Raw genomic sequence first — 14,419 nt, 5'->3', positions numbered from 1 at the left:
CGGCGGCGGCCGCGCCGGTTACTCGTCCACCACCAGATTCGACGTCGGCGCCTGCAGGTAATAACCCTGCAGGTAGCGGATGTTGCCCAGCGTCCACAGCGTCTGCATCTGCTGCGCGGACTCCACGAAACCAACAATCACTTGCTTGCCGCGTTCGCTGGCTTCCGCGATCAGCCCGGCGAACGTCTCGCGCGACTGCGGGTTGTCCAGCTCTTGAGTGAAGCTGCCATCGAACTTCACCATGCCCGCCGACACATGCTCGAACACCTTGAACGGGTTGATGCCACCGGCAAAGCGACGGATCGAGAAGCCGCAGCCCAACACACCAACCTGCTCGGAAAACACCTGCGCTTGCTTGAGGAAGGTGTTGGCATCTGCTTCGGTGATCTGGAATACCAACCGCGCCGGGTCGACCTTGGCAGCCTTGGCGGCCTTGGCAATCCACGGCGCCAGTTCTTGGTCCTGCAATGAATAACCGCTGAGATTAATCAACAGCCGCAGCGCGGTGCCGTGACGCGCCATGGCTTTCAACGCGTGGATGATCACCCAGCGATCCACCTTGCCGGCCAATCCGTGCTCGGCGGCCACCGGCATGAAGGTGTCCGGCGCCAAGTCGTCGCCGTCTTTCTGTGGCAACTGCACGAACACTTCGTGGAAGCGGTCCTGCTCGTCTTCCAGGTTCATCAGCGGCTGATACATCAGCGCCAGCCCGTTTTGGGACAGCGCTTGGCACAGCGTCAGCAGCACCGCTTCCGAAGAACCGGCTTCCACATCATCGAGCGGATCGTAGACATACACCGCGTTGCCGCGCCCATCGCCGGCGCGCTGGGCGCGATTGCAGCACTCCAGCGCCCGCGTCAGGACCGCCTGCCCGGTGCGGCTGTTTTCCTGCACGAAGGCCACTCCCACCGACGCCGTCAGGTGCAAGGTGCGGCCGGCCACTGCCGGCATCAATGCGGCCACCGCTTCGCGTACGCGCTCCGCCAGCGCAGGCGCCTGGTCACGATCTTCCAGCGGGATCAGCGCGGCAAACTCTTCGTCACCGGTACGCGCCAGACGCGTGTCGGCACCGGCCATGTCACGCAGCCGACCGGCGAGCAACTTCATCGCTTGGTCAGCGCCGTCGATGCCGACTTCGCTCTGGTGCTCTTCGAACCGATCGATGCGCAGGTATACCAGCGCCGCCATGGTGCCGCGCTTGCGCACATCGGCGAGGGTGGCGTCGAGCTGGTCCATCATCCAGTGGCGATTGGGCAGTCCGGTGACCAGATCCTGCTGGCTCATGGCCTGCAGCTTTTCTTCCAGCACCGACTCGTCGACGCCGGCGCTACGGATCACGATTTGAGTGCAAGTTTCACCGTCGTAACTCGACGGCGAGAACACGAACAACGCGGCAAACTCCTCGCCTTCGGCGTTCACGCCGCGGCATTCGAGTTCTTGGGTCTGGCTTTCGTCCTGTGCGCGGCTGCGCAGCAGTTGCTTGAGGCGTTCGTGGTCGGCGGCCGACACCATGTCCATGATCGGCATGCCGGCGAGATCATCGGCGCTGCCGTAGCCGAACAGCTCCAAGTAGTTCTCGTTGGCGGCGATATGCATGCCATCGAGCACGTAAGCGATCGCATCACGGCTTTGGTCCATCAGCACCGACAGGCGCTTTTCCGCCTCGTGCAGCGACAACTCAAGCTCCTGCAGAGTCCGACGCTGCTGCACCCGTTCCAGCTGCTGATCCACCAGCAGCATGATCAGTTCGCGGTCGTCCGCCGGCGCCACCGCTTGCACGCCACGACTGAGGGCATCGCGCCACGTGGCGGCACTGAAATCCTCAGCCAGCAGCACCACCGGCAGCTCTTTTTCAAGCCGCTGCAAATGGGTCATGACGGTATCGATATTGCAGCCGCCGAACTGTTCGCGCGTCAGCAGCAGGTCCCAGGACGCGCCTTTCAAGGCGCGCAGCAACGCTTCTTCACCCAGCACCAACTCGGCACGGGTGGCGCGGCCGGCGTTACGCAGGTTGTTCATCAACTGCTCAGCCACGTCCTGTGACTCATGTGCGATCAGAATACGGATGGAATCGAGTTTGTAGATCATGAAGGCCCCAGAACCGAGAACAACAACGCCGAAAACGGACCGGCGGCGCCCCCGCGCCGCCGTGATCCCGTGCTTTCCCTGCACCCCTTGATATGCGTGACTGCCGTCTACCGCGGCGTCATTTTCAACAATTTAACGATGTTGAAGCGCCCAGTGTCACCTATCCCGGCGACCAGCGCGTGACTTGTATCACAAAGCCGTCGCCGTGTGGTTCAACCGCAGCCGGCGGCCACCGGCGTTTTGCTGTGATCGCCCGGCAGTTCGCGCACTAAGCGCGGCAGCAGATAGCCGGACAAGCGCGCGCGCAGCGCTTCATGCAGTGCCACCGCGTCGGCATCCGGCACCGCAAAATGGGCGGCGCCGGCCACCGCATCCAACTGGTGCAGGTAATACGGCAGCACCCCGTGGTCAAACAGGCTCATGGCCAATTGCTCCTGCGCCGCCACGCTGTCGTTAACGCCGCGCAGCAGCACCGCCTGATTCAACACGGTCACGCCGACGCGGCGCAGCGCCGCCACTTCGTCAGCCAGCTGCGGCGACAGTTCATGGGCATGATTGGCGTGCAGCACCAGCACCGAACGCCAGCGCGGGTCACCAAGCTGGGCCAGCAGCGCGTCAGTGACCCGGCCGTGGATCACCAGTGGCAAGCGGCTATGCACCCGCAACCGGCGCAGGTGCGGCAGTGCCGCGAGACGCTCCAGCAGCTGGCCGAAGCGGCGGTCGCTGAGGCTGAGCGGGTCGCCGCCACTGAGGATCACTTCACTGACATCAGTTTGCTCTGCCAACCATGCCAACGCCTCGTCCAATCGGTCGCGGGTGGGCAGATGCTCTTGGTAAGGAAAGTGGCGCCGGAAACAGTAACGGCAGTGCACCGCGCAGGCGCCGGTGACCACCAGCAGCACGCGGCCATGGTACTTGTGCAACACACCGGGCACCGGGGTATGCACCGCCTCCGCCAGCGGATCGGTGGTAAAGCCCGCCACCTCAGCGAGTTCCTCGCGGCTGTTGAGCACTTGGCGCAACAGCGGGTCCGCCGCGTCACCGGGCTGCATGCGCGCCACATAATCACGGGGCACCCGCAGCGGAAAGCCACTATCGGCCCACGGCAAATGCTCCAACTGCAGTAGCCGGCGCAGCTCCTCGGGATCAGTGATCAGATCAGCTTGCGCCTGCTGCCAACGGGGCACGGCATCAAGGTCGGTCAGCGGCACTCGCAACGGGGCCGGCAGGGCTTGGATTTCAGCCACTTCAATGCCCGCCACGGGGAGTCTGCCAAGACGGGGTCTGCTGAGTTATCATTACGCCCTCAAAATTCCGGTTCTTCTGACTGTGGGTGTGTACATGGCGACCTATTCTACCAACGAATTCAAGTCTGGCCTGAAGGTGATGCTGGACGGCGATCCCTGCGCCATCGTCGAGAACGAATTCGTCAAGCCCGGCAAAGGCCAGGCATTCAACCGGGTGCGCCTGCGCAACCTCAAGACCGGCAAGATGTGGGAACGTACCTTCAAATCTGGCGAATCGCTGGAAGGTGCCGACGTCATGGACGTGGAGATGCAGTATCTCTACAGCGACGGCGAGTTCTGGCACTTCATGAACCCGGAAAGCTTCGAGCAACTGGGCGCGGATGAATCTGCCGTGTCCGAAGCGCTGCAGTGGCTGAAAGAAGAAGACATGTGCACCGTTACCCTGTGGAACGGTGCGCCGCTGTCGGTTGCGCCGCCCAACTTCGTGGTGCTGGAAATCATCGAAACCGATCCCGGCCTGAAGGGCGACACCGCGGGTACCGGCGGCAAGCCGGCCAAGGTCTCCACGGGTGCCACCGTGCGTGTGCCGCTGTTCGTGCAGACCGGCGAAGTGATCAAGATCGATACCCGCACCGGCGAGTATGTCAGCCGCGTTAAAGACTGATGATCGACTGGCGCCCCGGTGCCGACACCCGGGCCCTTGTGGCCCGGGCCCGTCTCAACCAGACGGTGCGGCAATTCTTTCAACAGCGCGGGGTGCTGGAAGTGGAAACGCCCTTCCTCGCCGCCCATGGCGTCACCGATCGGCACATTCAATGCATCGACGTGCCCGGCTACGGCTACCTGCAATCCTCCCCCGAATACCACATGAAGCGGCTGCTGGCCGCCGGCAGCGGGCCCATTTACCAAATCGCGCGAGTATTTCGCGACGGTGAGGCCGGACGCCGCCACAACCCTGAATTTTCACTGCTGGAATGGTACCGCCCCGGCTGGTCGCTGGAGCTACTGATCGGCGAGTGTGAAGACTTGCTGCGTACGCTGCTGCCCGTGGCGAACGTGCGCCGGGTGGCGTTCCGCACGTTATTTTTCGAAGCCACCGGCCTGGATCCGCTTAACGCGCCGCTGGCTGAACTACAGGCCCGCGCACAAGCTGACAGCGAATTACCAGAACTGCCGCGGGAAGAGTTGGTGGATTACCTGATGGCCACCGTCGTGGAGGCGTCACTGCCGACCGATCAACTCACCGTGGTGGACGCCTTCCCCGGTTGGGCAGCGGCCTTGGCGCGTACCGAAACCGACGCGGCCGGCGACACTGTGGCACGTCGTTTCGAGATCTACTTCGGCGGTTACGAGCTGGCCAATGGCTACGACGAGCTGACCAGTGCCGGCGAACAATCAGTGCGGTTCGCCGAGGACCAATTGTGGCGTCTAGAACAGGGGCGGCCGCCGATGCAGGCGGACCCGTGGCTGCTGGCGGCCCTGACCCATGGCCTGCCGGACAGTGCCGGCGTCGCCATGGGCTTGGACCGCATCCTGATGTGCCAGCTGCAGTGCGACGATATCCGCAGCGTGCTGGCGTTCGATCACAGCCGCGCCTGACCGGCGCGGCCCCCCCTCAGAAACTGTACTGCGCCGCCAGCTGCACGCGCGCCAGATCAGCGCGACGGCCACCGACCTCCTGCAACTGGTAGTGCTGCAACTCGATGCCATAAGTAAGCACAGATAGCGGTGACCACAGCAGGTTGACCGACGCGGTGCGGTAGCGGCGGTTGGTGCCCGGCTGGTAATCCTGTTGGTCACGCAAGCCGCTGTCGGACCACGCCGCAGAGCTGCGCAGCCGCTCAGTCCAGTAATGGCGGTAGATGACCGAGTAACCCCAGGCGGTGACATCGCTGATCTGCCCTTGATCGACCACTGCATCGGCAAAAGTGCGCAACCCCATGTAACGGCCGAGGTTGCCGTAGTTGAGCTGCAGCCGCAGGTCATCTTTACCCCAGGTCGGGAAGCGACCGGTTACGCTGTAAGCGCCAGTCCATTGTGCGTCGCGGCCACTGGCATCATCGAGCCGCAATCGGCGCGCGACCGCGGCGGCCGACAAATACCCCCACGCCTGCCGGGTACTCAGCCGCACCACGGTGTCCGGCACGTCTTGATGATCGAGGCCGGTGTCTTCCGGGTTTTCCAGCGCCAACTCCAGCTTGGCGACATCGCTCCCACGGGTGTAACGCACCTGCGCCTGACGCACGAAGTTGACGCTGGCGTGCTGCCCGAACGCAAGGAGGTCACCCACACCCTGCAAATCCGTAAACGTGGACCACGTCTGCCCCACCAACCAACCGCCATAGCTGCCGTACGCTTCGCGCAGGCGTGGCGCGTAGCTGTTGCTGACCAACTCGTTGGCTTGCATATCGTTGCCGTAGAAATCCACCGCCACATGGGTGCGCAGCGCCTGCTCACCAAACGGCGTCACCGTGCTCAGATACAGCTGCGACTGGCGCGCGCTGAAGCCGGTGCGCCAGCCTCGGTCATGGCGAGTGGCCTTGACGCCGGAAGCCACCACCACTTCGTTGTTGGTGCCGTTCTGGTAGCCGTGATTGGACACCGACATGTCTCCACGCACATAGCCGCCCAGACGCAGGGTGGTATCGCCCAAACGCAGGCCGCCGCCGGGGACGCGCTGCACGGTGTCCTGCTGCAGCGCAGCCAGTTCAGCGCGCAGCGCATCCAGCTCTGCTGCCAGATCCCGCTCCGCAGCGCCAAGCAGTGGCGATAGCGCCAGCACGGCAGCGGCCGCTGCCAATCGGATTGTTATGCTCATTGACTCTCTCCTGATGAGGACGCAACCGGCGCCCACGGCACAACCCTGCGGGGGCATCCGGCTCCCGCAGGTCAACGTGTAAATCGAGAAACGGGACCGGACGGCCCCGTAGGGTTTCAGTCGGCGTCGGTGGAGGCGCCGCCTTGGCTCACCGGTGCCATGCGCAGCAATCCGGTGCGCTCGATCAGCAGGTAGAGCACCGCGCCCGCTGCCAATCCCCAGCCGGCGCCATAGACCGCCAACACCACCCCCATGGTGCCGGCGATGCCGCGCTCGGTGTTGTTCTCCAGTTGCTCAAAACCAACCATCAGACAGATGTAGCCGGTCAGCACCAGCGTCAACGACAGCGCAATGGGCAGCACCGGCTGGAAAAAGCTCACCAACGGCAGCATGAACAGGGCGATGAAGCCGGCGATCCAGAACGTACCGGCACCGCTATAGATGGATTCCATGGCCGCGCGCCCGTACTTGTAACGCTCAGCCATGGTGGCGCCGACTGCGGTCCACAGCGGCCCGGCCAGTCCCGGATAGGGTGCGAAGAACGCATGCAGCGCGTTGCGTAGCGCGGTCACTAGGTGGATACGGTCCACGTTCTGCTCGATTTTTTCATCGGTGCGCAGTTCATCGGCGCGTTGCATCAGTGATTGGCCGACGATGATGTCGCCGAAAGCAATGATGTAGGCGATCACGGCGGTGGGCACTGCCAGCAGGAACAACTTCAGCGGTGGCAAGCCCACCGCGAACGGCAGGTACGACCACATTTCGCCGAACGCCGGTTGCGTGATCCCCCAGCGCACATCCGGCATGTCGTACTCACCAATGGCGATACCGACCACGATCGCCACCAACATACCCGGCACCATGCCGTAGTTGACGATCTTGCGCATCGCCGGGCGCCGCTCGGTAAGGTGTTTGAACGACACTGAGAACATCAAATACAGGCAGATCAAACTGCCAGCAATCAACGAGATCGGCGTGTTGGCGACTCGCCCACCGGTGGAAATTTCTCCCATCAGCGCGGCGAGGCCGGCGCCGATGATAATGCCGCCCTTCATTGAGTTCGGCACGATGCGCACCATGGTGCTGCCGAGGCGTGTCAGCCCCAGTACCAGGAAGATCAAGAAGACCAGCAGTTGCAACGCGAACAGCGCCTGAATCGCTTCCGGCCCCGGCGCGTAATCACCGAGGAACAACAGCACCACTGGAATCGCCGGGGTGATCCAACCCGGCACCAACGGCACACCCAGCAATGCCGGCAGCATGAAGCCGATGCCACACACCACCACGTACGCCAACGCCACGTCATAGGGCAGGCCCAGGTATTTCTCCAGCAGCGGGATCATGCCGAGGCTGACCACGAACATGATGAACCCCTGCAGCATCTCTGCCATTTCCCAGCGGTAATGCACTAACGGCAGCCGCACCTTGAATGGCCCCAACGGCCAGTAGGGCTGCTCGGCGCCGTCGGCGCGCTGATAAAGCTGAAACGATTTGCGTTGCATAACGCCTCCAGAGGGCACTACCGACCAAGTGCGGCAGGCCGCTGTTGTTGTGGTTATCGGGATCGGGCGACCGCTGCCGCAACGCCACAAGGCAGCGACATGAAAGCAGCGAGGGTAGGCAGGGCGTAGCGTCGGGCCGGCCAACGGCCGGCAGCGCCGTGAGGCAGCAAAAAGGCAATATCCATTGCGGTCACCTGGGTGTGTAACGCTGTTGTTGTTGTGGCCCGGGCGTTCCATTCCGCCGGGCTGCCCAGATTTAAACCGCAAAGATTATGGGATTACAAATACCTAGATATAGTAATTAACCTATATTTTGATAAAAAATACACCCAAGTGCTTGATGTCACAGCGAAGGCCGTCGGGCGATTGATGGCGGCGACAGACGGTTCTGAGGCCAGCAAGTGGCGAGCCTTAAGCGCATCAACCGCGGGACGAAGACAGTGCAGGGGAGAAGCCAGCGCGTCGCTGGCGAAGGGCGGCCGGTGTGTGCCCTCTGCAGAGGGCGCGGCAGGACCTCAGCCGGCGCGGCGGGCGGTTTCGTCTATGAGGTCAGCGATTTGCGGCAGTACCGGGTCCGGCAGGTCGTGGCCCATGTTGGGAATGATCACCAGCTTGGCGCCACGAATATGGCGCGCCGATGCGCGCCCACCGGCTGGACGGATCAGCGGATCCACACTGCCGTGGATCACCGTGGCCGGGCACTGCACCCGCTTCAGCCACGGCGTCAGATCACCGGTGGCAAAGATGGCGAACAGCTGCTGCTGAATGCCGCGCGGATACAGCCCGCGATCCCAGCTTTGGCCAAACGTCTGCTCCAGCAGGGCACGGCTCCAAGGCAGCGTGCCGCCGATGGTGCTGATGAATTCAAAGCCGTACGCGATGTAATCCTCACGAGTGCGGATATTGCCCTTCGGCGCCAGCAGCAGCTTCAGTGCACCCAGCGACGGCAGTGGCAGCCAGCGACTGTTATTGCTGGACATGATCGAGGTCAGGCTCAACACCCGCTGCGGGAATTTGCCGGCGGTAAGTTGGGCAATCATGCCGCCCATCGACACGCCGATCAGGTGCGCGCGTTCGATACCGAGGCCATCGAGCAGGCCGATGGTGTCATCGACCATGTCGTGCAGGGTGTAGCCGACTTTCAATCGCAACCCCAGTGTGGCGCGCGCCACCGCCGCCAGCGGACTGTGCTGCTGCGGAAACCGCAGGCGAGAGGACAGGCCCACATCGCGGTTGTCGAAGCGGATCACGCGGTAGCCACGCGCCGCCAGATCATCGAGCAACGACTCGGGCCAAAACACCATCTGACAGGACAGCCCCATGATGAACAGCAGCGGTGTGCCCTGTTCCGGACCACGGTCGTCGTAACAAAGGGTGATGCCGGAAGGCAGCTGCAGCTCGCCGCTGCGCACAGGTGTGGAGGTCATCGAGGCGTCCATCGCTAACAGGATTGGCAAACCTTACGTCAGCCCTGCCGCAGCCACCATGACCGCACCGCTCGCGCAGGCACGCCTCAGGGCGAGCCGGGGCTGCCGGCAAACGCCGCATACAGACAGCCCAGTCCCACGTTCACCGCACCGGTGGCGCTCATGGTGGCCAGGTGCACTTCTACTCCGGCACCGGCCGCGCTGGCCATCATTGATTCCCAGCCCGGCATCTGCGGCACTTCGGCCACATCGCCGGCGTAGCTGATGCACAAATGTGGCGCGCTCAGACCGCCGCTATCCATGGTGCGCGCGAGGTGGCGGAACAGGCGCTCCACCGACTTGGCATGGCTGAAGCCGGTGGCCACCACCGACTCTTCTCCACGCCAGATACGGATGATCGGCCGCAATGACAGCGCCGCGCCCAACGTCAGCACCGCCGCACGGCCAGCATCCGCCCAGGTGCGGCGTTCACCCTTGTGGAAGCCCCGTTCGCGGATATAACGCAAGTCGGCCGGCACCATGTAACCGCACAGCTCTGGAATCAGCCCATCCAGCCGCAGCCGGATCTGGTTCGGCGCAGCGCCGGCATCGATCATGGCTACCGCTTCGGCCACCAGCACGCCGGCGCCGGCAAACAAGGTACGGCTATCAAGCACGCGCATATGGAATGGCCCCGCCACGCCGGCTTGCTCGCGCACCGCTTTGTACTTTCTCAAAATGCCAAACGAGGCACGGCTGGCGTGGTCGAAGATAGGACTGTGTTTTCCAGAAATCGTGATACAGAAAACCAAATCGTGATCAACCACCAGGCGCTCCAAGAACACGGCCTCGATTTGTTCCGCAGTGTAGGGCACTGACTCGGCGTCGACGCCGCGCTCACGCAGGTCGCGCAGATAGAATTGTTCGGTCTGCTCCACGTCGCGCTGATCCACCAACACATCCTCACCAAGGCGGATGGCGATCGGCAAGATGCAGATGCCGTGACGAGCAATAAAGGACGCCGGTAGATCGCAGGTTGCGTCCACCACAATGCCGATTTTCATGATGCTTTCCCCCGCAGTACAGAAAATAGTGCCTTGATGCGGGCTGTTCCCCCCAGCCCACACACCACCTTCGGCACTCCGGTTGCATCGCACAACATCACAATAGGAAAGGCTGCTTTTCGTCCTCTTCCGCTGCTTTTTTGACTGCGCGAAATGACATGGGAAATAACCGCTTCATTGCTGCACATTCTTATATACAGACGTGCATTAATGACGCTGATCAATGTAATCGTTGATGGGCAAGTCACTGATGACATTGAGCAATGTAAATGTCATCAGTCATTTTTGATTAATTTGCAGACATGGGTCGCAACTAAATTTTAAAACCGTAAAATGTTCGGGTCCCCGGATTCGGCTCGCTAGGCGGTTCGCTACAATCTGGGGCAAGACTGTGATGCCCGTGTGTCACACCACTTCACCCCCGCTGATCCGGGTTGGTGTGCTTTTTTACGCGAGTGGCTGCCGCTGGCAGTCACATCATTTCGCACCATTGGCAATGCATCTGCGGGTCACCCGCCGGTCACGGAAGACCAGATACAACAAAGCTGAAAACGGAGCGGATGGCGCATGCTTGGGACCTGCCCTCCGACTCCAAAACACTGCATTGATCAGGACTATACCGATGACAAATGTGTTCCGTTTCTCGACCTTCTCCGTGTCCGCGCTGGCAGGTGCAGTGATGCTGGCCAGCGGCTCTGCCATGGCGGCAGGCCTGACCCTCAACGAACAAAGCGCCAGCAGCGCCGGTATGGCTTACGCAGGCCGGGGCTCTTCCGCCCTTGATGCCAGCACCGTATTCGGCAACCCGGCGGGCATGTCCAAGCTCGATGGCACCCACATGACACTCGGGACCGCGTTCATTGACGCGAGTGTGGATATCAAGAACGCCAGCTCAGTTGCTGCGTACCCAGACCCAGCCGACCCTCTGAACAATCCTCCGATTTTGGTACCGCGCACGGGTAGCTCAAAAGGGGATATGACCCCCGGTACTGCAGTACCCTTCGCTTACTACACCGACCAAATTAATGATCGCTGGCACGTGGGGTTTGGGGTGTTCGCATCGCTGGGCGGCAAAGCGGATTACGAACGCAACTTCATCGGCCGCTATAAAGGCGACAAAACAGAAGTCCAGGTAATCACATTCCAACCAACGCTGAGCTACCGTATTGCTGACAACCTATCTGTCGGCGGTGGGGTCACCGTCAACCGCATTGAGGGCGAGCTGAACACCCAACTGCACTTCGCTCCCAACATGCCGGACGGTCATTTCAACACCAAGGGCAGCGACACCGCGCTTGGCTACAACCTCGGCGTGCTCTGGGATGTAGTGGACGGCACTAGCGTCGGCCTGACCTACCGCTCGAAAGTGAAGTACAAGCTGCACGGCACCGCCAACGTGAATGCCATTGATGCCGCCACTGGCGCACCGGTAGTCGGCAGCTTCCGCGGTGGCCTAGACTTTACTCAGCCAGAGGCCGTCGAGGCGTCGCTGAGCCAGGCGATCACCAACGAGCTGACCTTACACGCCGGTGCCGTTTGGACGCGTTGGTCCGAGTTGCAAGAAATCCGCATCGAAACCAGCGGCGTACCGGCATCCTTAGCCTCCCGTGGCGAGCCCACCGAGTGGCGCGACCAGTGGGCCTTCGCGCTGGGCGGCTCTTACCAGCTAACCCCAACCGTCGTTCTACGCGCCGGCTTCGCTCTGGATGAGTCTCCCGCTACTAACGAGCACCGCAGTGTGCGTGTACCCTACGGCAACCGTAAGGTCGGCACCCTCGGCGTAGGCTGGCAAGCCACTCAGAATCTCGGTTTCGACTTTGCCTATGGCTACCTGAAAGAAAGTGACGCAGCCGTTAACCAAGCTCCAGATGTGGGTCGTCCGGGCTTCTCCGCCACCTACAAAAACTCCGCCAACATCTTCGCAGCGCAGCTGAACTACAAGTTCTGATCAGCGGATTGCGACGACAAAAAAACCGGGGCATGCCCCGGTTTTTTTGTGTCTGATGAACGCCGGAGACCACCGGCGCTGCATTCACATCAGTCTTCCACCGACAGCCCATCGACGTTCTGGAAACCGCGCGGCAAGCGTGCACCGCGTCGGCCCCGCTCACCGTGGTAGTGCTCCAAATCGGATGGCTTGAGACCAAGGTGGCGGCGGCCGGCCTGCACTCGCAACGTCTGCCCCGGCGCTACGATTTGCAGCGCGATGACAAACTCGGTGCGCTCACCCTTGCCGGCGCTGATGGCCATCATCTTGTTGCCCTTACCGCGTGCCATCTCCGGCAAATCGGACAGCGGGAATACCAGCAGGCGGCCATCATTAGACAGTACCGCCACACGCAGGTCAGTGCCGTCCGGTATCCGCTGCGGCGCCATCACCTTGGCGCCCTCTGGCACCGTGAGCACGGTTTTGCCGGCCTTTTTGTTGGCCTGCAAATCAGCGTAGCGCGCAACGAAGCCGTAACCTAGATCAGTGGCCAGCAGCCAGGCGCTCTTGTCAGCGCCCATCAAGGCCGCCACAAAGTGGGCGCCGCTGGGCGGGCTGACCCGGCCCGAGACCGGCTCGCCTTGGCCGCGCGCTGACGGCAAGGTATGTGCCGGCAGCGAATAACTGCGCCCGGTGCTGTCGAGGAAGCACACCACCTGGTTGGAACGACCTTGGGTGGCGGACAGGAAGCCATCGCCGGTTTTATAGCTCAGCGACGCCGGGTCCACATCGTGGCCACGGGCGGCGCGCACCCAGCCTTTTTCGGATAGCACCACGGTCACCGCTTCGGCGGTCACCAGCTCGGTTTCATCCATGGCGCGGGCATCATCGCGGCTCATCAGCGGCGAACGGCGCTCGTCACCGTACTTGTCGGCGTCCTGTCGCAGCTCCTCGGCCACCAGTGTCTTCATGCGCGCCATGGAACCGAGCGTGCCTTCCAACCACTCGCGCTCCTCCGCCAGCGCATCCTGCTCGCCGCGGATCTTCATTTCTTCCAACTTGGCGAGGTGACGCAGCTTCAGTTCGAGGATCGCTTCCGCTTGACGATCGGATAGCGCGAAACGCTCCATCAATACCGGCTTCGGTTCGTCCTCATTGCGGATGATGCGGATCACTTCGTCCAGATTCAGGAATGCGGCCAACAAACCGTCGAGGATGTGCAGCCGCTCCAGCACCTTGTCGAGCCGGTGCTGCAGGCGCCGGCGCACGGTGATCATGCGGTACTCGAGCCACTCGGACACGATGGTGGTCAACGGCTTGACCTGTGGCCGGCCGTTGAGCCCGATCATGTTCATGTTGACGCGGTAGTTCTTTTCCAGATCGGTGGTGGCGAACAGATGGCTCATCAACTGCTCGACATCGATGCGGTTGGAACGTGGCGTGATCACCAGCCGGGTCGGATTTTCATGGTCGGACTCATCGCGCAGGTCGGTGACCATCGGCAGCTTTTTCTTCTGCATCTGGTCGGCGATCTGTTCCAGCACCTTGGCGCCAGACACCTGGTATGGCAGCGCGGTGATGACGATATCGCCCTCTTCCATCTCGTACACCGCGCGCTGCTTGATGCTGCCGCGGCCCTCGGCGTACATACGAATGATGTCGTTGCGCGGCGTGATGATCTCCGCCTGAGTCGGGAAGTCGGGCCCCTGAATATGCTCCATCAAGTCGTCCAGCGACGCGCCGGGATCATTGAGCAGATGAATGCAGGCGGCGGTCACTTCGCGCAGGTTGTGCGGCGGAATATCGGTGCTCATGCCCACCGCGATGCCGGTGGTGCCGTTGAGCAGCACGTTTGGCAGCCGTGCCGGCAGCAGCTTCGGCTCGTCCATGGTGCCGTCGAAGTTCGGCACCCATTCCACCGTGCCTTGGCCCAACTCCGCCAACAGCGACTCGGCGTAGGGCGCCAGTCGCGATTCGGTATAACGCATCGCCGCAAATGACTTGGGATCGTCCGCCGACCCCCAGTTGCCCTGGCCATCCACCAGCGGGTAGCGGTAGCTGAACGGCTGCGCCATCAGCACCATCGCTTCGTAGCAGGCGCTGTCGCCGTGGGGATGGTATTTACCAAGCACGTCACCGACCGTACGCGCCGATTTTTTGTGTTTGGCGGTGGCCTTCAGGCCCAGCTCGCTCATGGCATACACGATGCGGCGCTGGACCGGTTTCAGACCGTCGCCCACGTGGGGCAAGGCACGGTCGAGGATCACGTACATGGAATAATCCAAGTACGCTTTTTCGGTGTAGTCCCTCAACGAGACTTTTTCAAAATCGTCAGCCATGAATCCTGCTTCCAGATGCCAAGATGTG

10 protein-coding genes are annotated in these 14,419 nt (G+C 62.1%); 3 read left to right on the top strand and 7 right to left on the bottom strand.

What is annotated here, in order from left to right:
- Window positions 1-18 precede the first annotated feature (18 nt).
- Window positions 19-2,088 (bottom strand): EAL domain-containing protein, encoded by a 2,070-nt coding sequence (locus AB5I84_RS02290; protein ID WP_369454211.1) that lies wholly within the window; start codon window positions 2,086-2,088, stop codon window positions 19-21.
- Window positions 2,089-2,300: 212 nt separating this feature from the next.
- Window positions 2,301-3,305, bottom strand: a complete 1,005-nt coding sequence (gene epmB / locus AB5I84_RS02285) for an EF-P beta-lysylation protein EpmB (protein ID WP_439650204.1) — start codon at window positions 3,303-3,305, stop codon at window positions 2,301-2,303.
- Window positions 3,306-3,429: 124 nt separating this feature from the next.
- On the opposite strand from epmB, the gene efp reads away from it, so the two are divergent.
- Entirely contained in the window at window positions 3,430-3,999 is a 570-nt protein-coding gene (gene efp, locus AB5I84_RS02280) for an elongation factor P (RefSeq protein WP_369454209.1), read from the top strand.
- The gene (gene epmA, locus AB5I84_RS02275) at window positions 3,999-4,934 is read left to right on the top strand and encodes an EF-P lysine aminoacylase EpmA (protein ID WP_369454208.1); all 936 of its coding nucleotides are present in this window, start codon (window positions 3,999-4,001) and stop codon (window positions 4,932-4,934) included. The genes efp and epmA overlap by 1 nt, the downstream gene beginning before the upstream one ends.
- A gap of 16 nt (window positions 4,935-4,950) precedes the next feature.
- Here the strand turns inward: epmA and AB5I84_RS02270 are convergent, their stop codons facing one another.
- From AB5I84_RS02270 to AB5I84_RS02255, 4 genes are all read right to left on the bottom strand, one after another.
- Entirely contained in the window at window positions 4,951-6,153 is a 1,203-nt protein-coding gene (locus AB5I84_RS02270) for a porin (RefSeq protein ID WP_369454207.1), read from the bottom strand.
- Between the two features lie 116 nt (window positions 6,154-6,269).
- Window positions 6,270-7,655 carry a solute carrier family 23 protein gene (locus tag AB5I84_RS02265; RefSeq protein ID WP_369454206.1) on the bottom strand — a complete coding sequence of 462 codons (1,386 nt, stop codon included), beginning with the start codon at window positions 7,653-7,655 and terminating at the stop codon, window positions 6,270-6,272.
- 515 nt (window positions 7,656-8,170) lie between these two features.
- Window positions 8,171-9,082, bottom strand: coding sequence for an alpha/beta fold hydrolase (locus tag AB5I84_RS02260; RefSeq protein ID WP_369454205.1), 912 nt, complete (start codon window positions 9,080-9,082; stop codon window positions 8,171-8,173).
- 86 nt (window positions 9,083-9,168) lie between these two features.
- Window positions 9,169-10,125 (bottom strand): DegV family protein, encoded by a 957-nt coding sequence (locus tag AB5I84_RS02255; protein WP_369454204.1) that lies wholly within the window; start codon window positions 10,123-10,125, stop codon window positions 9,169-9,171.
- A gap of 622 nt (window positions 10,126-10,747) precedes the next feature.
- Between AB5I84_RS02255 and AB5I84_RS02250 the strand changes: the two genes are divergently transcribed.
- The gene (locus AB5I84_RS02250) at window positions 10,748-12,073 is read left to right on the top strand and encodes an OmpP1/FadL family transporter (RefSeq protein WP_369454203.1); all 1,326 of its coding nucleotides are present in this window, start codon (window positions 10,748-10,750) and stop codon (window positions 12,071-12,073) included.
- 89 nt (window positions 12,074-12,162) lie between these two features.
- On the opposite strand, the gene parC is transcribed toward AB5I84_RS02250, so the two are convergent.
- A complete protein-coding gene (gene parC, locus AB5I84_RS02245) occupies window positions 12,163-14,391 on the bottom strand; it encodes a DNA topoisomerase IV subunit A (protein WP_369454202.1) in 2,229 nt (742 codons plus the stop codon).
- Window positions 14,392-14,419 lie beyond the last annotated feature (28 nt).

Source organism: Alcanivorax sp. REN37, assembly GCF_041102775.1.
GTDB classification, from domain to species: domain Bacteria; phylum Pseudomonadota; class Gammaproteobacteria; order Pseudomonadales; family Alcanivoracaceae; genus Isoalcanivorax; species Isoalcanivorax beigongshangi.
The sequence above is the reverse complement of the archived record's forward strand: the minus strand, read 5'-3'. Positions and strand labels throughout refer to the sequence as shown.

Coding starts and splice junctions, on each gene's coding strand:
- AB5I84_RS02290 (WP_369454211.1), bottom strand. CDS start 2,088: ATGATCTACAAACTCGATTCCATCCGTATTCTGATCGCACATGAGTCA.
- efp (WP_369454209.1), top strand. CDS start 3,430: ATGGCGACCTATTCTACCAACGAATTCAAGTCTGGCCTGAAGGTGATG.
- epmA (WP_369454208.1), top strand. CDS start 3,999: ATGATCGACTGGCGCCCCGGTGCCGACACCCGGGCCCTTGTGGCCCGG.
- AB5I84_RS02270 (WP_369454207.1), bottom strand. CDS start 6,153: ATGAGCATAACAATCCGATTGGCAGCGGCCGCTGCCGTGCTGGCGCTA.
- AB5I84_RS02265 (WP_369454206.1), bottom strand. CDS start 7,655: ATGCAACGCAAATCGTTTCAGCTTTATCAGCGCGCCGACGGCGCCGAG.
- AB5I84_RS02260 (WP_369454205.1), bottom strand. CDS start 9,082: ATGACCTCCACACCTGTGCGCAGCGGCGAGCTGCAGCTGCCTTCCGGC.
- AB5I84_RS02255 (WP_369454204.1), bottom strand. CDS start 10,125: ATGAAAATCGGCATTGTGGTGGACGCAACCTGCGATCTACCGGCGTCC.
- AB5I84_RS02250 (WP_369454203.1), top strand. CDS start 10,748: ATGACAAATGTGTTCCGTTTCTCGACCTTCTCCGTGTCCGCGCTGGCA.
- parC (WP_369454202.1), bottom strand. CDS start 14,391: ATGGCTGACGATTTTGAAAAAGTCTCGTTGAGGGACTACACCGAAAAA.